General features: G+C 68.7%; 14 protein-coding genes. 4 read left to right on the forward strand and 10 right to left on the reverse strand.

What is annotated here, in order from left to right; translation table 11 throughout:
* Positions 1–28: 28 nt before the first annotated feature.
* The 3 genes from ACZ3HL_RS05210 to ACZ3HL_RS05220 are packed head-to-tail and all read right to left on the reverse strand — an operon-like array spanning position 29 to position 4,592.
* A complete protein-coding gene (locus ACZ3HL_RS05210) occupies positions 29–1,582 on the reverse strand; it encodes a GMC family oxidoreductase (protein WP_465528889.1) in 1,554 nt (517 codons plus the stop codon).
* Entirely contained in the window at positions 1,579–3,090 is a 1,512-nt protein-coding gene (locus ACZ3HL_RS05215; protein ID WP_465528891.1) for an APC family permease, read from the reverse strand. Before ACZ3HL_RS05215 ends, ACZ3HL_RS05210 begins: the two co-directional genes overlap by 4 nt.
* Positions 3,091–3,107: 17 nt before the next feature.
* The gene (locus tag ACZ3HL_RS05220) at positions 3,108–4,592 is read right to left on the reverse strand and encodes an aldehyde dehydrogenase family protein (RefSeq protein ID WP_465528893.1); all 1,485 of its coding nucleotides are present in this window, start codon (positions 4,590–4,592) and stop codon (positions 3,108–3,110) included.
* Positions 4,593–4,809: 217 nt separating this feature from the next.
* On the opposite strand from ACZ3HL_RS05220, the gene dxs reads away from it, so the two are divergent.
* Complete coding sequence (dxs, locus tag ACZ3HL_RS05225; RefSeq protein WP_465528895.1) at positions 4,810–6,714, forward strand: 1-deoxy-D-xylulose-5-phosphate synthase; 1,905 nt, start codon at positions 4,810–4,812, stop codon at positions 6,712–6,714.
* Positions 6,715–6,892: 178 nt separating this feature from the next.
* Positions 6,893–7,132: a hypothetical protein gene (locus ACZ3HL_RS05230; RefSeq protein ID WP_465412204.1), complete on the forward strand. Its 240-nt coding sequence runs from the start codon at positions 6,893–6,895 to the stop codon at positions 7,130–7,132.
* A 16-nt stretch (positions 7,133–7,148) separates the two neighbouring features.
* On the opposite strand, the gene ACZ3HL_RS05235 is transcribed toward ACZ3HL_RS05230, so the two are convergent.
* The 3 genes from ACZ3HL_RS05235 to ACZ3HL_RS05245 are packed head-to-tail and all read right to left on the reverse strand — an operon-like array spanning position 7,149 to position 8,516.
* The gene (locus tag ACZ3HL_RS05235) at positions 7,149–7,754 is read right to left on the reverse strand and encodes a DJ-1/PfpI family protein (protein WP_465528897.1); all 606 of its coding nucleotides are present in this window, start codon (positions 7,752–7,754) and stop codon (positions 7,149–7,151) included.
* Positions 7,751–7,930 carry a hypothetical protein gene (locus tag ACZ3HL_RS05240; protein WP_465528899.1) on the reverse strand — a complete coding sequence of 60 codons (180 nt, stop codon included), beginning with the start codon at positions 7,928–7,930 and terminating at the stop codon, positions 7,751–7,753. The genes ACZ3HL_RS05235 and ACZ3HL_RS05240 overlap by 4 nt, the downstream gene beginning before the upstream one ends.
* Before the next feature lie 58 nt (positions 7,931–7,988).
* Positions 7,989–8,516 (reverse strand): TetR/AcrR family transcriptional regulator, encoded by a 528-nt coding sequence (locus ACZ3HL_RS05245; protein WP_465528901.1) that lies wholly within the window; start codon positions 8,514–8,516, stop codon positions 7,989–7,991.
* A gap of 91 nt (positions 8,517–8,607) precedes the next feature.
* Between ACZ3HL_RS05245 and ACZ3HL_RS05250 the strand changes: the two genes are divergently transcribed.
* Together ACZ3HL_RS05250 and ACZ3HL_RS05255 are read left to right on the forward strand one after the other, a co-directional pair.
* Positions 8,608–9,423 (forward strand): oxidoreductase, encoded by an 816-nt coding sequence (locus tag ACZ3HL_RS05250; protein ID WP_465412208.1) that lies wholly within the window; start codon positions 8,608–8,610, stop codon positions 9,421–9,423.
* Between the two features lie 72 nt (positions 9,424–9,495).
* Complete coding sequence (locus tag ACZ3HL_RS05255; RefSeq protein WP_465529121.1) at positions 9,496–11,235, forward strand: arabinofuranosyltransferase AftB family protein; 1,740 nt, start codon at positions 9,496–9,498, stop codon at positions 11,233–11,235.
* Here ACZ3HL_RS05255 and ACZ3HL_RS05260 read toward each other — a convergent pair.
* The 4 genes from ACZ3HL_RS05260 to speB form a co-directional block, all read right to left on the reverse strand.
* Positions 11,214–12,665 (reverse strand): purine-cytosine permease family protein, encoded by a 1,452-nt coding sequence (locus tag ACZ3HL_RS05260; RefSeq protein ID WP_465528903.1) that lies wholly within the window; start codon positions 12,663–12,665, stop codon positions 11,214–11,216. The two genes, ACZ3HL_RS05255 and ACZ3HL_RS05260, sit on opposite strands and share 22 nt — an antisense overlap.
* Before the next feature lie 80 nt (positions 12,666–12,745).
* Positions 12,746–14,152 (reverse strand): aminobutyraldehyde dehydrogenase, encoded by a 1,407-nt coding sequence (locus ACZ3HL_RS05265; protein WP_465528905.1) that lies wholly within the window; start codon positions 14,150–14,152, stop codon positions 12,746–12,748.
* Positions 14,149–15,798 carry a thiamine pyrophosphate-binding protein gene (locus ACZ3HL_RS05270; RefSeq protein WP_465528907.1) on the reverse strand — a complete coding sequence of 550 codons (1,650 nt, stop codon included), beginning with the start codon at positions 15,796–15,798 and terminating at the stop codon, positions 14,149–14,151. Before ACZ3HL_RS05270 ends, ACZ3HL_RS05265 begins: the two co-directional genes overlap by 4 nt.
* On the reverse strand, positions 15,795–16,748 hold the full coding sequence (gene speB / locus ACZ3HL_RS05275) for an agmatinase (RefSeq protein ID WP_465412212.1): 954 nt from the start codon (positions 16,746–16,748) through the stop codon (positions 15,795–15,797). Before speB ends, ACZ3HL_RS05270 begins: the two co-directional genes overlap by 4 nt.
* Positions 16,749–16,751: the final 3 nt, after the last annotated feature.

The raw sequence follows: 16,751 nt of genomic DNA on the forward strand, positions 1-16,751 counted from the left end.
CAGCACGGAGGGGGCCTTCGGCGCGAAGCTAGGAGCGCGCGTCCTCCTTCAGCATGTCCGCGCACCGTTCACCGATCGCCATCGTCGTGATGCACGGGTTCACCGCGACCAGGAACGGCATCGCCGAACCGTCGGCGACCCGCAGGCCTTCGACGCCCCGCACGCGCAGCCGGGCGTCCAGGACGGCCATCGGGTCGCCGTCGCCGCCCATTTTCGCGGTGCACGACGGGTGATACACCGTGTTGTGGGTCTTGCGCAGGTAGTCCGCGATCTCGTCGTCGGTCTTGACGTCCTTGCCGGGCGCCAGTTCCGTGCCCGCCCACTCGTCCAGCGCGGGCTGTTCGGCGATCTTGCGCGCCAGCTTGATGCCGTAGGTCATCACGCGCATGTCGTGCTCGTCGGTGAAATACCGGGGATCCACCTTCGGCTTGTCACGGTAGTCGCGGCTGCGCAGCCGCACCGTCCCGGTCGACCGTGACCGGGTGACGTTCGGGGTCAGGCAGAAGCCGTTCTCCGTGGTGGGATATCCCTGCCGGAGGGTATTCATGTCGAACGGCACCGAGCCGTAGTGGAACATCAGGTCCGGCCGGTCGAGACCTTCCTCGGTGGTGGTGAAGATGCCGATCTCCCACCATTGCGTGGACTCGGTCGTCATCGGCTGCAGCGCGTCCCACTGGATGACGCCTTCGGGGTGATCCTGCAGGTTCTCGCCGACGCCGGGGGAGTCCACCAGGACGTCCACGCCGACCTCGCGAAGATGCCCGGCCGGGCCGATTCCGGACAGCATCAGGAGTTTCGGCGTGTCGATCGCGCCGGACGAGAGAATCACCTCGCGCCGCGCCCGCAACGGAACACCGTGGATCAGGTCGTCGGCCAGGTATTCCGCGCCGGTGCAGCGTTTGCCGTCGAACAGCAGCCGCCGGACGCGGGCGCCGGTGATGATCTCCAGGTTCGGCCGTTTGCCGATGATCGGGTGCAGGTACGACACCGACGCCGAAGACCGCGTGCCGTCCTCGCGCGCGTTGATCTGGAACCAGTTCGCCCCGTGCGTCACGGTCTTGCCCGAGTTGAACTCCGTCCTCGGGATACCCGCCTGCTCGCACGCCTGCAGCAGCGCGACGCCGGTCGGGTCGTTCGGCGGCACCGAGCGGATCGTCACCGGACCGGAACGGCCGTGGTGGTCGCCGGGGCCGTCGTTGGTCTCGAGACGTTTGTACAGCGGGAAAATATCCTTCGCCGCCCAACCGGGCAGGCCGAGCGACGACCATTCGTCGAGGTCTTCCGCCGGGGCCCAGAACGCGATACACGAGTTGTGCGACGAGCAGCCGCCGAGCACACGCGCGCGGGCGTGGCGCAGGAACGAGTTGCCGGACTCCTGCGGCTCGACCAGATAGTCCCAGTCGTAGCCGGATTCCAGCAGCGCCATCCACTTCGTCAGTTCCAGCACCGCCGGATCGTCCACATCGGACGGTCCGGCTTCGAGGAGGGCCACGGTGACTTCCGGGTCTTCCGAGAGTCTCGCCGCGACCACCGAACCCGCCGTCCCGCCGCCGACGACGATGTAGTCGAACTCTCCGGTCACTGTGCTGCCTCCTCGGGAAGTGCTTCCGCGGCGTGATCGGCCAGGACGCCGCTCTTGTGCCGCAGGACGAACCAGTAATACGCGAAACCGACGACCGCCACCGCGCCGACGAACAGCACGGCACCCCATTCGAGGTACCAGTGATACGGCTCGGTCGCGTTGTAGACCTCACGCCGCGGCCAGGCGAGGTTCACCACGATCGCGCCGCCCCACAGCACGCCGAGGATGTTGACCGGCAGCCCCAGTTTGCCGAGCGAGAAGTACTTGGTGCCCTCCGCCTTCGGCGGCGGCCACTGCCCGCGCAGCCGCTTGACCAGCATCGGAATGGTGACCAGCAGGTACGCCAGGTAGATCATGATGATGCCGATACTGGTGATCACCGTGAAGATCTGCGGCTGGCCGACGTTGACCACCAGGATCAGCACCGCGATCACGCCGGACACGATCGCGGGGATCACGGGCGTCTTCGTCTTCGGCGAGACCCTCGCCAGATGCTTCCCGGCGGGCAGGTTGTTGTCGCGGCCCATCGCGAACATCATCCGGATCGACGCCGACTGCACGGCCAGGTTGCACACCGTGATGGCCACGACGACCGCGAGCAGGAAGATCGTGCCGATCGTGCTGCCGAGGACGTCCAGAACGATGAACTGGAGCCCGCCGGTGGCGATCTCCGGGTTGTTGATGTCGCCGACGGCCATCAGCGCGAGGATCAGGATGAGCCCGCCGATGACGAACGACGCGATCAGCGCGCGCAGGATCGCCTTGGGCGCGTTCTTGCGCGGGTCGTGGGACTCCTCGCCGAGCGAGCTGGCGGTGTCGAAGCCGTACATGACGTAGGTCGACGCGAGCGAGGCGACCAGGAACGCCCCGAAGTAGCCCCACGGCTGGTCGGCGCCGGTGTTGTTCGTCTGCATGACGACCTCGGGACCACGGGTGACGTTCACCGCGAGCGCGACGATCAGCAGGACCGCGGCGATCAGTTCGATGAACACCCCGGCGCTGTTGATCCGCGCCATCAGTTTGACGCCCCAGGCGTTCACCAGCGTGGTGAACACGATCAGGACGGTACCCAGGATGACCGCGTTCACCGCGCTGTCGCCGGAGAAGGAGAAGAACGACGAGATCTGGGGCAGCGTGATCTGGTAGGCGAGCGCGACGGCGGCGATGGTGACGATCGAGGCGGTGAGCATCATCCACCCGGCCAACCAGGCGACGTGCGGGCTGCCGAGCCGTTTCGACCAGTTGTAGATCGAACCGGCCACCGGATAGTGCGCGGCCAGTTCGGCGAACGACAGCGCCACCATCAGCTGGCCGACGAACACCATCGGCCACGACCACCAGTACGCCGGCCCGCCGAAGCTGAAACCGAAGTAGAACAGCTGGAAGGTGCCCGTGAGGATCGAGATGTAGCTGATCCCGGCGGCGAAGGTGTGGAAATTGCCGAGCGTTCTTTCGAGTTCCTGTTTGTAGCCGAAACCGGCGAGGCCGTCATCGGAAGGATTGCTCATCGGCAACTTTCCCCTCTTTAGTTGGACGCGGGCTCCCCGGAGAACCAGCGCTGTGGAGCGGGCCGGAGGTTCTGGTAGATGTGCTTCGCCTCCGTGTACTCGGCGAGCCCGGTCGGGCCGAGTTCGCGCCCGAAGCCGGACTGCTTGTAGCCGCCCCATTCCGCCTGCGGCAGATACGGGTGGAAGTCGTTGATCCAGATCGTGCCGTGCCGCAGCCGGTTCGCGACCCGCTGCGCGCGGGAGGCGTCCGAGGTGAACACCGCGCCGGCGAGGCCGTAGTGGGTGTCGTTGGCGATGCGGACGGCGTCGTCCTCGTCGGTGAAGGTCTCGACGGTGAGCACCGGGCCGAACGACTCGTCGACGACGGCGCTGCTGCCCTGCTTCACGTTGTCGAGGATGGTCGGCAGGTAGTAGTGCCCCTTCGCGAGCTCGCGATCATCAGGGCGTTTGCCGCCGGTGCGCAGGACGGCGCCCTCTTCGAGCGCCGCGGCGACGTAGCGTTCGATCTTTTCCAAATGGGCGGCCGAGATCAGCGGACCGGTTTCAGCCTTCGGGTCGAAAGGTCCACCCAGTCGGATCAGCTCGGCGCGGCGGACGAGTTCGTCGACGAACCTCCCGTGCCACTCCTCTTGGACGATCAGCCGCGCGCCCGCCGAGCAGACCTGCCCGGAGTGCAGGAACACCGCGGTCAGCGCGTAGTCGACGGCGGTGTCGAAGTCCGAGTCCGCGAACACCACGTTCGGGTTCTTGCCGCCCAGTTCCAGCGCGACCTTCTTGACGGTGGCCGCGGCGGAGGCGGCGATGATCTTGCCGGTCGCGAGGCCGCCGGTGAACGACACGAGGTCGACGTCCGGATGCTCCGACAGCGGTGCCCCGGCCTGCGCGCCGGCGCCGAGCACGAGGTTCGCGACTCCGCCGGGGAGCCCGGCCTCGGTCAGCAGCTTCATCAGCATGATCGAGGTGTGCGGGGTCAGTTCGCTGGGCTTGAGGACGAAGGTATTGCCCGCCGCGAGCGCCGGGGCGACCTTCCAGATGGTCTGCAGGAGCGGGTAGTTCCACGGCGTGATCAGCCCGCAGACGCCGACCGGCTCGTGCACGATCCGGCTGAACGCGTCCGGGTTGCCGGTGTCGACCACGCGGCCGGCGTCGTTCGCGGCGAGCTTGCCGAAGTAGCGCAGGCACGCGGCGATGTCGGCCATGTCGTATTCGCTCTCGACCAGCCGTTTCCCGGTGTCGAGCGATTCGGCGCGGGCGAAGGCCGCGGCGTCCCGGTCGAGCAGGTCGGCGGCCTTCAGCAGCAGGTCACCGCGCTGCGGAGCGGGCGTCCGCGGCCACGGGCCGGTGTCGAACGCCGTCCGCGCGGCGGCGATGGCCGCTTCGGTGTCTTCACGGGTGCCTTCGGCGACTTCCGCGACCAGCGACCCGTCCGCGGGGCAGCGGATTTCCCGGCGACCACCGCCGACCGCGTCGACCCACTCGCCACCGATGAAAAAATCCGCCATCAAGCCCCTCCGAACCGGTTTCCGGTCAACCGTCGATCAGCGATTATCGCGGCCACCCGGCGTGACCGCTACTTGGCAAAAGAGACCATGTTCACACCCTTGGGTGTCGAGTGGTGATTTTCTGACATGTGACCCGTGACGCGGCGGACGGAAGACTCTCAGGCGACCTCCGTAGACTGGCCGGAACGGCGGAAGAGGAACCAGGCGAGGTGGGAGAGTGACGTTGCTCGAGTCCGTGCACGGACCGGCCGACTTGAAGCGGATGAACCCGGAGCAGCTCGGCGAGCTGGCCGCGGAGATCCGGGACTTCCTCGTCGAAAAGGTGCGGCTCGCCGGTGGTCACCTCGGCCCGAATCTGGGTGTGGTCGAGCTGACGATGGCGCTGCACCGGGTCTTCGACTCCCCGGACGACGCCATCGTGTGGGACGTGGGTCATCAGGCGTACGTGCACAAGATCGTCACCGGCCGTCACGACGGCTTCGGCAAGCTGCGCCAGCTCGGTGGCCTCACCGGCTACCCGGCGCGCTGCGAGAGCGAGCACGACCTCGTCGAGAACAGCCACGCCTCGACGGCACTGTCCTATGTGGATGGTCTGGCGAAGGCGTTCGAGCTCGGCGGGGGTGGCAGGCACGCGATCGCCGTCGTCGGCGACGGCGCGCTGACCGGCGGCATGTGCTGGGAAGCCCTCAACAACATCGCCGCGAACCCGCGCCGTCCGGTCGTCATCGTCATCAACGACAACGGCCGCTCGTACTCGCCGACCATCGGCGGTGTCGCGGACCACCTCGCGTCGCTGCGGCTCAAGCCGGGCTACGAGCGCGTGCTGGACCGCGGCAAGGAACTGCTGCGGCACACGCCCGTCGTCGGCAAGCCGATCTACGCGGCGCTGCACGCGGCGAAGGCGGGTCTCAAGGACGCGCTGAGCCCGCAGATGATGTTCTCCGACCTCGGCCTCAAGTACCTCGGGCCGGTCGACGGGCACGATCTCGCCGCGATGGAGAAGGCGTTCCAGAGCGCCCGTGACTTCGGCGGCGCGGTCATCGTCCACGTGGTCACCGAGAAGGGGCACGGCTACGAGCCCGCGGTGACCAACCAGGCCGACCAGATGCACCAGACCGACCCGATCGACCCCGAAACCGGTCTCCCGCCGGTCAAGGGGCCGAGCTGGACCGGCGTCTTCGCCGACGAACTGGTCAAGATCGGTGCCGACCGCGAGGACGTCGTCGCGATCACCGCGGCGATGCTGCGTTCGACCGGGCTGCACAAGTTCGCCGAGGCGTATCCGGACCGCTGGTACGACGTCGGGATCGCCGAGCAGCACGCGGTGACCTCGGCCGCCGGGCTCGCGATGGGCGGCAAGCACCCCGTCGTCGCCGTCTACTCGACCTTCCTGAACCGCGCGTTCGACCAGGTCCTGATGGACGTCGCGCTGCACCGTCAGCCGGTGACGCTGGTGCTGGACCGCGCGGGTATCACCGGGCCGGACGGGCCGAGTCACCACGGCATGTGGGACCTCTCGCTGCTCGGCATGGTGCCGGGTATGCGGGTCGCCGCTCCGCGTGACGCCGGAACCCTGCGCGAGGAACTGCGGGAGGCCGTCGCGGTCGAGGACGGGCCCACGGCGCTGCGGTTCTCCAAGGGCGGCGTGATCGACTCCGTTCCCGCCGTGGAGCGCGTCGGCTCGGTGGACGTGCTGCGCAAGCCCGCCGGTGAAGCCGACGTCCTGCTGGTCGCCGTGGGCGCGTTCGCGATGCTCGGGCTCGCCGCCGCCGACCGGCTGGCCGACCAGGGCATCGGCGTGACCGTGGTGGACCCGCGCTGGGTCGTCCCGGCGCCCGCCGAGCTGGTGGCGCTGGCCGAGCAGCACAAGCTCGTCGTGACCGTCGAGGACAGCGGGCGGCACGGTGGCTTCGGCTCCGCGCTGGCCGCGCTGTTCCGTGACGCCGAATGCGATGTGCCGCTGCGCGATCTCGCGGTGCCGCAGGTGTTCCACGACCACGGTTCGCGCGAGGAGGTGCTGGCCCGCGTCGGGCTCACCGCGCAGGACGTGGCGCGGCGGGTGACCGAATGGTCGGCGAAGCTGGCGAGCCGGACTCCGGCGCCGGAGGACACGCGCCGCTGACAGGCGCTATGAAAGGCCCTTTCCTTGCGAAATTTGCGAGGAAAGGGCCTTTCATAGCACGCACGTGGTGGTCGCTGAAGCTACGAATTCGGAGCCTCGCTCGGACAAGGGACCAGGAGTCCTGCGGGTAGCGGCTGATGCAGGATGCTGCACCTGATGCAATCTGTAGCATTTCGCCATGAGTGGAGTGCTGGCCTTGGCCGACCGTGAACGCGCCGACCTGTTGCGGCAGATCCAGTTGATGGCTGACCAGATCGCGACGGCTACGCGATCGCGGAATGACCTGATATGCAAGGCTTTTTCGATAGGTGTGCCACAGCGCCGGATCGCGCTGTACGCCCAGGTCAATCAGGCCACCGTGAGCCGGATCATCGCCCAAGCACGGGTTGCGGAGGACAGTGTGGTCGTCGGGCGCTGAGTTCTGCGACCTCGCGTCAGGTGTGCCTCGTCACTGCGGGAGAGATCGTTGACTGTGTGGATTTCTGGTCGTTGGATGACCAAAAATCCACACAGTCCGGCGAGACAGTCACTCTCATGACCAGGTGTGTGGAATCAGGGACACTCAACGTCCCTATTTCCACACAGCTCCAGGCCCGCCAGACGGTGCCCCGCCGCTCGTGCTCCAGCACCACTTCGGTCCGCTGAGCCGCCTTCGCGCCCAAGAAACGCTCCACGAGCCACAGCGAGACCTCGAGACCCGCGGTGATCCCGCCACCGGTGATCAGATCCCCGTCGTCGACGACGCGCGCGTCGATCACCTTCGCGCCCTGCGCGGCCAGATCCGCCTTCGCGCCGTGGTGCGTCGTCGCGTTGCGGCCCTTCGTGAGGCCGGCGGCGGACAGCACCATGCTGCCGGTGCAGATCCCGACGGGCAGCGCCCGCGACGCGGCGAGGCGCCGCAGAAAGCCCTGATCGGCGTTGAGCCGGTGTACGCCAGGCCCGTTGCGGTCGGTGTAGCCGCCGGGCACGACGAGGACGTCGGCCTCGCCGGGCGACCAGGGACGCGGGACCTCGACGACGGTGCCGTAGGTGCATTTCACGGATCCGGGCCGCCCCGCGGAAACCAGCGAGGTGACCAATTTCCCGGCCAGGCCCAGAACTCGACGGGCGCGACGAAATCCTGTTCCTCCACGCCGTCGAACATCAGGATCTGCACCCGTAGCGGGGCGGCGGCGGAAGCGGCGGGCGCGGTGACGCCCACCAGGCCGGCGGACAAGGCTGAAGCACGGAGGAACGTACGACGCTGCATACCCAGTGGTCGCGCGAGAAGCGGCTCAGCTTCCCACGATCCGGCTGACCGCGCGGACGACGAGATCGCGGGTCGCGGTGGGGGAGGAGAACCCGAGGATCGACAGGTGCACGACGAGGCTCAGCAGTTCCTCGGCGTCGAAGTGGTCCGGCACGGTGCCCGAACGTTGCGCTTCCCGGATCGCGGCGACCTTGTCCGCGTGCGCCCGGACCTCGGCCTCCGGCGTCGCGTCGAAGCCGTTCTCCAGCCGAAGCCAGCCCATGAGTCGCAGAAGGTGAGGGTGTTCGAGGTAGCGGTCGAACAGCTTCCCCGCGTAGCCGGGCAGGTCCTCAGGGGTGATCGTGAGGGTCCGGATGGCGAGGTCCACCTGCTCCTGGACGACCTTCTCGAAAAGCTCTTCCTTGCTGCAGAAATAGGCGTAGATCAGCGCCTTGTTCGCGCCCGCGTTCTTCGCGATGCGATCCACCCTGGCGCCGGCGATGCCGTACGTCGCGAACTCGGTCGTCGCCGCGTCCAGCAGTTTCCGCTTGGTCGCTTCCTTGTCCCTGACCATGTGACCCACCCTAACTAACTGGTTGGTTGACATCCAGTCCGGCCGCGTGGCAGCCTGGGTTGGCAACCAACTGGTTAGTTAGGAGATGGACATGAAGGTCGCACTGGTCACGGGCGCTTCCGCGGGCATCGGCGAAGCCACGGCGCTCGCGCTGCACGAAGCGGGCTACACGGTCTACGGCGCCGCGAGGCGCGTCGAGCGGATGTCGGGGCTGGCCGAACGCGGCATCAAGATCCTCGAGATGGACGTCACCGACGACGCGTCGATGGTCGCGGGGGTCGAGCGGATCATCGAGGAGTCCGGGCGCATCGACGTCCTGGTCAACAACGCGGGCTACGGCTCGTACGGCGCTTTCGAGGACGTGCCGCTCTCGGAAGGGAAATACCAGTTCGAGGTCAACCTGTTCGGGCTCGCGCGGCTCGTCCAGCTGATCACGCCGCGGATGCGCGCCCAGGGGGCGGGCAAGATCGTGAACATCTCGTCGATCGGCGGAAAGATCTACGAACCGCTCGGCGGCTGGTACCACTCGACCAAGTTCGCGGTCGAAGGTCTCAGCGACTCGCTGCGGCTGGAACTCAAACCGTTCGGCATCGACGTCGTGGTGGTCGAACCCGGTGCCATCGAGACCGAATGGGGCGGCATCGCCATCGAGAACCTGATGAAGACCTCGGGCGACACCGCCTACGCGCCGCAGGCCAAAGCGCTGGCGAAGCTCTTCGGCCAGACCGCGCGCGCCTCACACCCGAAGGTGATCGCCGACGTGATCCTGAAGGCCGTCCGGGCCCGGCGCCCGAAGACCCGCTACGCCGCCGGGTTCGGGGCGAAGCCGATCCTGTTCGTGCGCCGGGTGCTCCCGGATCGCGCCTTCGACGCGCTGTTCCTCGGGGCGCTGCGCCGCTTCGCCTAGCCGCCTCATAAGGTAGCCCCCGGTTCGGTGTGCCGTCGCCATCGGCCGAGAAGGGGACTACCTGTGTCGACTATGGGGCTGCTCAAGGGGGAAACCGGCGAATCCGGTGAGACCCAGGTCTGGTATCGCAGGCCACGAGTGTGGACGTGGATTCTGTTCGGCTTGGCCGTCCTGGTCTTCGCCGAGCTCGCCTGGCGCCGCCGGTGGATGAGCGACGACGGCCTCATCGTGCTCCGGACGGTCCGGAACCTCCTCGAAGGCAACGGCCCGGTGTTCAACGCGGGTGAGCGGGTCGAGGCGAACACCAGCACCCTGTGGACGTTCATCGTCGGCGGGCTCGGGGCGCTCGGGATCAAGCTGGAGTGGGCCGCCGTGGGCTCCGGCCTGGTACTGGCGGTCGCGGGTCTGTGGTTCGCCATGGACGGCGCCCGGCGCTTCTACCGGCCCAGCGGGTCGGGCCTGGTGGTCCCGGCGGGCGCGCTGCTGGTCTGCGTGCTGCCGCCGTTCCGGGATTTCGCCACCTCCGGCCTGGAAACCGGGCTCATCACGTTCTGGCTGGGCGTCACCTGGTGGCTCGTCGTCCGGCTCGCCTTGGCCGAGGACGCGGTGCGTGCCTGGCCTGTCGCGCTGGTGATCGGGCTCGGGCCGCTGGTGCGCCCGGATCTCGCCGTCTTCAGCGCGATCGCCTTCGTCGCGCTGATGCTCGTCGTGTGGCGCGGCTGGTGGCGTCTGCTCGGCCTCCTCGCCGTCGCCGGTGCGCTGCCCGTGGCATACCAGATCTTCCGGATGGGCTACTACGGGCTGATCACGCCGAACACCGCGCTGGCCAAGGAAGCGTCGTTCGCGCACTGGGGCCGTGGCTGGCGATACCTGGCGGACCTCGTCGGGCCGTATCACCTCTGGATCCCGCTTCTCCTTCTGGTGGCCGGATTCGTACTGCTGCTTCGGCGGATCCGGCGAGACCGGGCGCTCTGGGTGCTCACGGCCTTCCCGCTGCTTTCCGCGCTGGTGCTAGCGCTGTACGTCATCCGCCTCGGTGGTGACTTCATGCACGGCCGGATGCTGCTGCCGGCGCTGTTCGCCGCGCTGCTCCCCGTCATGGCCGTGCCGTTCACGCGGTGGACCGCCGTCTCGCTGGCCGGGGTCGGTGTCTGGGCGTTAGTCACCCTGGGCTGGCTGCGTGTGCCGTACGAGGAAGCTCCCAAGGCGTACAACCAGGCCACCGGGATCGCCGACGAGCGTGGCTACTGGTCCACGGTCACCCGGCACGAGCACCCCGTGACCATCGAGGACTACTTGCCCTCGCCCGACCTCGGCCTTCCGACGGCGATCACGGCCGTCCGGGACCTGCCCGGGCCCTCCGTGCTGGTATACCGGGGCGGGGCTTGGCACCAGTACGCCTCCGGCAAGCCGTACAGCACGGTCTTCTCCGGCAGCATCGGCGCCTTCGGGCTGGTCATGCCGCTCGATGTCCGTGTCCACGACGGATACGGCCTGGTGAACTCGATCGCGTCCCACACCACGCTCGTCTCCGCCAGCCGCAGCGGGCACGAGAAGGACATCAGTCCGGTGTGGGCGATCGGTGAGGCAGGCACGGCGGAGGTGGACGTGGACGGTGACGCCAACGGATTCGCCCCCGAAGACATTCTCGCGGCGCGGAAGGCCGTCCAGTGCCCCGAAGTGCGCGAAATGCTGGACTCGGTCCGTGCGCCGCTCACTCCGGGACGTTTCTGGGACAACCTGACCGGCGCGTTCGGCCGTAGCTCCCTGCGGTACCCGGCGGATCCGCGTCAGGCCACCGGCTGCGGCTGAGATTCCAGGGCCGGTCCGGGCGCTGGGCCGTAGACCTCCCGCGGCTCGGGGAACATCTTCACCAGCACGGGGTACGCGATCGCCGCCGTGCACAGCGTCACCACCATGCTGACGTCGACGCCGCCCGCGATGTCCCTGAACGGCCCGGCGATCATCGGGGTGTTGGCGGTCAGCAGGCCCAGCGTCGTCGCCGGGATCCACGCCGCCATCGCGCGCCAGTTCACCCCGCGGGTGAACCAGTAGCGCCCGCCCTTGCGGCCCTGGTTGAACACCTGGAGGTCGTCCGGATCGTAGAACCCGCGCCGCAGCACGAAACCGATCATCATGATCACCATCCACGGCGAGGTGCACAGCACGATCAGCGTGGCGAAGGCGTTGATGCTGGACACCATGTCCAGCACGAAATTGCCGACGAAGATGAACACGACGCTGAGCGAGCCGATCAGCAGCGTCGCCTGCACCCGGCTCAGCTTCACGAAGATCGAGCTGAAGTCCAGCCCGGTCCCGTAGAGCGACGTCGTGCCGGTGGACAGGCCGCCGATCAGCGCGACCACGATCAGCGGGATCGCGTACCAGAGCGGGGAGATCGCGGTCAGGCCGGTGATGTAGTCGGCCGGATCCGCGACCAGCGTCGCGGTGGCGATGCCGAACCCGAACGGCAGCAGTGTCGCCACCTGCGCCAGGAACGGCGCGGCGAGCAGCGAACGACGGCTGTGCCGGGCGGGGATGTAGCGCGTCCAGTCGCCGAGGAAGGCGCCGAACGAGATCGGGTTCGCCATCGTGGTGAGCGCGGCGAGGATCCAGGTCGGCCAGAAGTCCCCGAGCGCGTAGGCGCCGGTGCCGGCGAACCCGGGGTCGAAAGTGCCGCCGTAGGCCACGATCCCGAGCAGCATGATCGCCGTGCCCAGCACCACGGCGACCCGGTTCACCAGCAGCATGAACCGGTAGCCGTAGATGCACACCACGAGCGTGGCGATCGCGATGACGCCGTACGCGACACCGCGCAGCACCTCACCGCCGTCGAAGCCGAAAAGCCGTTGTGCCGCACCGGCGACGGCGTCACCGCTCACCCAGACCGAGATGGCGAAGAACGTGATCGCCGTCAGCAGGGAGAGGAAGGAACCGACACAACGGCCGACGACGCCGAAGTGCGCGCCGGAGGAGACCGCGTTGTTGGTCCTCGTGAGCGGGCCGAACAACGACATCGGCGAGAGCACCAGCGCGCCGACGACCACGCCCGCGACGGTGGCCGCGACCGCCGCCCAGAAGCTCAGGCCGAAGGCGATCGGGAGCGTCCCGAGGATGATGGTGGCGAAGGTGTTCGCGCCGCCGAACGCCATCCGGAACAGGTCGCGCGGGCGCGACGTCTGTTCCTCCGGCGGGATCGGCGCGATGCCGTGCTGCTCGACTTCGGTGACCTTGTCACCCATGGGGACCTCCAGCTATGCGTTTCGTCCTCTGAATGCGGTCGTTGCACGCGCAAGTACCGCATCCAGAGGACGAAATGCGGTCAGGCGAAGCGGGTCATGACGTGCTTCACGCGGGTGTACTCGGCGAAGGAGTAGGACGAGAGGTCCTTCCCGTGGCCCGAGTGCCCGAAGCCGCCATGGGGCATTTCCGAGACCAGCGGCCCGTGGGTGTTGACCCAGACGCAGCCGAAGTCGAGTTCGCCCGAAACGCGGGTCGCGCGTGACAGGTCGTTGGTCCAGATCGACGACGCCAGCCCGTAGGGGACGCCGTTGGCCAGGCGCACCGCCTCGTCTTCGTCCACAAAGGACTGAACGGTGATCACCGGGCCGAAGATCTCCTCTCGCACGATCTCGTCGTCCTGCTCGAGGCCCGAGATCACGGTGGGGGAGAAGTGGAAACCGCGGTCACCGGCGGGCGCGCCACCGGTCTCCACACGGGCGTGCGACGGCAGCCGCTCGACGAGCCCGCGGACCCGGTCGAACTGCGCTTCGCTGTTGAGCGGGCCGAAGTCCGTGCCGGGCTTCCGCGCGGCGGCGGCCTTGGTCAGCTCCGCGACGAACTCGTCGTGGATCGCCGCGTCCACCAGTACCCGGCTGCCCGCCGTGCAGTCCTGCCCGGCGTTGTAGAACGCCGCGCCGACGATGCCCTCGGCCGTTTCGGCGAGGTTCACGTCGCCGAAGACCAGCAGCGGCGCGTTGCCGCCGAGTTCGAGGTGCGTGCGCTTGAGGTCGGCCGCTGCGACGGTGGCGACGTCGATCCCGGCGCGGGTCGAGCCGGTGATCGACACCAGTTCGGTGATCGGGTGCTTCACCAGCGCGCGGCCGGTGTCGCGGTCGCCGCACAGCACGTTGAAGGCGCCTCGCGGCAGGAACTCCGCCGCGACCTTCGCCAGCAGCACGGCCGTCGACGGCGTGGTCTCCGCGGGCTTCAGGACGACGGTGTTCCCCGCGGCCAGCGCCGGGGCGATCTTCCAGACCCCCATCATCAGCGGGTAGTTCCACGGCGCGATCTGCGCGCAGACGCCGACCGGCTCGCGGCGGATCGCGGAGGTGTGGCCCGGCAGGTACTCCCCGGACGCGGTGCCTTCGAGCTGCCGCGCCGCACCGGCGAAGAACCGCAGCGCGCTGACGCACTCCGGGATCTCCTCGTCCAGCACGACGGCGCGGATCTTGCCGGTCTCGCGGATTTCGAGCTCGGCGAACTCCTCCGCGCGGGATTCCACCGCGTCGGCGATCTTCAGCAGCGCGAGCTGACGCTGGGCGGGAGTGCTCTTGCGCCACACCCTGAACGCCCGTCCGGCGGCGGCCAGCGCGGCGTCCACATCGGACTGTTCGGAGAGCACGCTGGTGCCGAAGACCGCGCCGGTGGCGGGATCCACCAGGTCGAGCGTCCGCGAGCCCGACGCGGCCGCCTCGGCGCCGTCGACGAAATTCAGGACCTGAGTCATTTCTTCTCCAGGTGGGTCGGCTCGAACATCTTCAGCAGGGCGGGGAGGACGACCACCGACGGGCCGGGGGTGCCCAGCGCGTCGGCAAGGTCCTTCCCGATGGTGTCCAAAGAGGACACGGTGGCCGGGACGCCGAAGGACTGCGCCAGCGCGGCGAAATCGGGCCGCGCGAGTTCGGTCGCCGTGGACTGGCCGAACGCACCGGTCAAGTACTCGCGCAGGATGCCGTAGCCGCCGTCGTCGATGACGAGCCACGTGACGTCCAGTCCGTGCTGGACCGCCGTGGCCAGCTCCGCGATGCCGTACATCGCGCCGCCGTCACCGGACACCGCGAGCGCCGGGCCGCCGGTCGCCGCCGCGCCGCCGAGCGCGCCGGGCAGGCCGTAGCCGAGCCCGCCCGCGCCCTGCGCGGTGTGGATCGGCGCGCCCTCGGGGTTCCACGCCGACCAGGCCCAATAGGCCGCGATCGTCATGTCCCAGAACGTCTGGGTGCCTTCGGGGATCGCGGCGCGGATGTCGTCGATCAGCTTGCGCTCGGTTTCGAGTGCCTGGCCGTCGAGGCGTTCGCGCACCTTGGCCAGCAGATCCGCGACGGCGTTCTCCGCGCGGCCGTCGCTCTGACGGAACGGAACCTGCTCCAGAAGCCCTTGCAGCGCGAGGCGGACGTCCGCGTGGATGCCCAGGGCCGGATAGTTCGACTCCAGCTTCCCGAGGTCGGCCTCGATCTGGATCATCCGGCCTCGCGGGGCGAATTCACGATAGTTGCTCGACAGCTCGCCGAGCCCGGAACCCAGCACCAGCAGCACGTCGGCGTCCGCCAGGAACTCGGTGCTGTGCCAGTCTTCGAGCCACGACCGGCCGGACAGTTCGTGGTCCCAGCCGAAAGCGCCCTTGCCGCCGAAAGTCGAGAGCACCGGCGCGCGCAGCGCCTCCGCGAGCGCCTTCAGCTCCGCCTGCGCGCCCGAGCGCAGTGCGCCGCCGCCGGCGAGGATCACCGGATTCTTCGCCGCGCCAAGGAGGTTCGCGGCTTCGGTGACGAGTTCCGGCAACGGTTCGAGCGGCGCGGGCCGTGCCGTCACCGACGTGATCCGCGGCAGATCGGCCTGCGCCAGCAGGATGTCCTGGGGGATCTCGACCCACACCGGGCCGTACGGGGCGGTCGCCGCCGACTCCCAGGCCTCGCGCAACGCCGTCGGGATCTGGCTGACGGTGCGCACCACGTGCACCGACTTCACCACATCGCGGAAACTGGCCTGCTGGTCGGGCAGTTCGTGCAGGTACCCGTGCCGTCCGCCGCCGAGCCCGGCCACCGGGATCTGGCTGGAGATCCCGAGCACCGGCACCGAGGCCGCCCGGGATTCCTGCAAGGAAGCCAAAGTCAGCAACGCGCCGGGGCCGGTCGACACGATCATCGGCGTCACCGGGACCGGGCCTTCGGGATCCGCCGCGAGCCGGGCGCGGGCGTGCCCGTCGGCCGCGAACGCCAGATTGTTCTCCACCCGCGAGCCGATGACGCGCAGGTCCTCGGTGCGCCGCAACGCTTCGAACAGGCCGAGCGCGTGCTGGCCCGGCAGGCCGAACACGGTGTCCGCGCCGAGCGCGTGGAGGGTTTCGACGACGATGTCGCCGCCGATGCGTCGTGTCATGCGCTCTTCCCCAAACTGAGCAGGCTCACCAGGTCGTAGGCGACGTGGGAAGCCGCGATGGCGGTGATCTCGGCATGATCGTAAGCCGGGGCCAGCTCCACCACATCGGCTCCGACGAGGTTGCAGTCCCGCAGCCCGCGCAGGATCTCCAGCAGTTCACGGCTGGTCATGCCGCCCGCTTCGGGGGTCCCGGTGCCCGGTGCGTGCGCCGGGTCGAGCACGTCGATGTCGACCGAGATGTAGAGCGGGCGGCCGCCGATGCGCTGGCGCAGCGCGTCGACGGTCTCGGCGACCCCGCGGCGCATGACGTCGCCGGAGGTGACGATGCCGAATCCGAGACGGCGGTCCTCTTCCAGATCCCGCTTGCCGTACAGCGGGCCGCGCGTGCCGACGTGGGACAGCGCTTCGGTGTCGAGGAGGCCTTCCTCGGACGCCCGCCGGAACGGGGTGCCGTGGGTGTAGGGCTCGCCGAAGTAGGTGTCCCAGGTGTCCAGATGCGCGTCGAAGTGCAGCAGCGCCACCGGTCCGTGCTTCTTCGCCGCGGCCCGCAGCAGCGGCAGCGCGATCGTGTGGTCGCCGCCGACGGTCACCAGCCTCGTCCCGTTCGCGGTCAGCGCCTCGGCCTCGCTCTGCAGCGTCTCGATCGCCTCGCCGATGTTGAACGGGTTGAGCGCGATGTCACCGGCGTCCACCACCTGCGTTTCCGCGAACGGGGAAACGTCGAGTTCCGGGTGGTACGGGCGAAGGAGCCGGCTGGCTTCACGCAGCGCCGCGGGGCCGAACCGCGCGCCGGGGCGGTAGGACACCCCGGCGTCGAACGGCACCCCGACGACGGCGACGTCGGCATGCTCGACCTGATCGATCCGCGGCAGCCTCGCGAAGGTCGCGAAACCGGCGAACCGGGGCACCCTCGAAGAGTCGACGGGTCCGATCGGGGTCTGCTCAGGCACTGT

The organism is Amycolatopsis sp. NPDC000009, assembly GCF_055563465.1.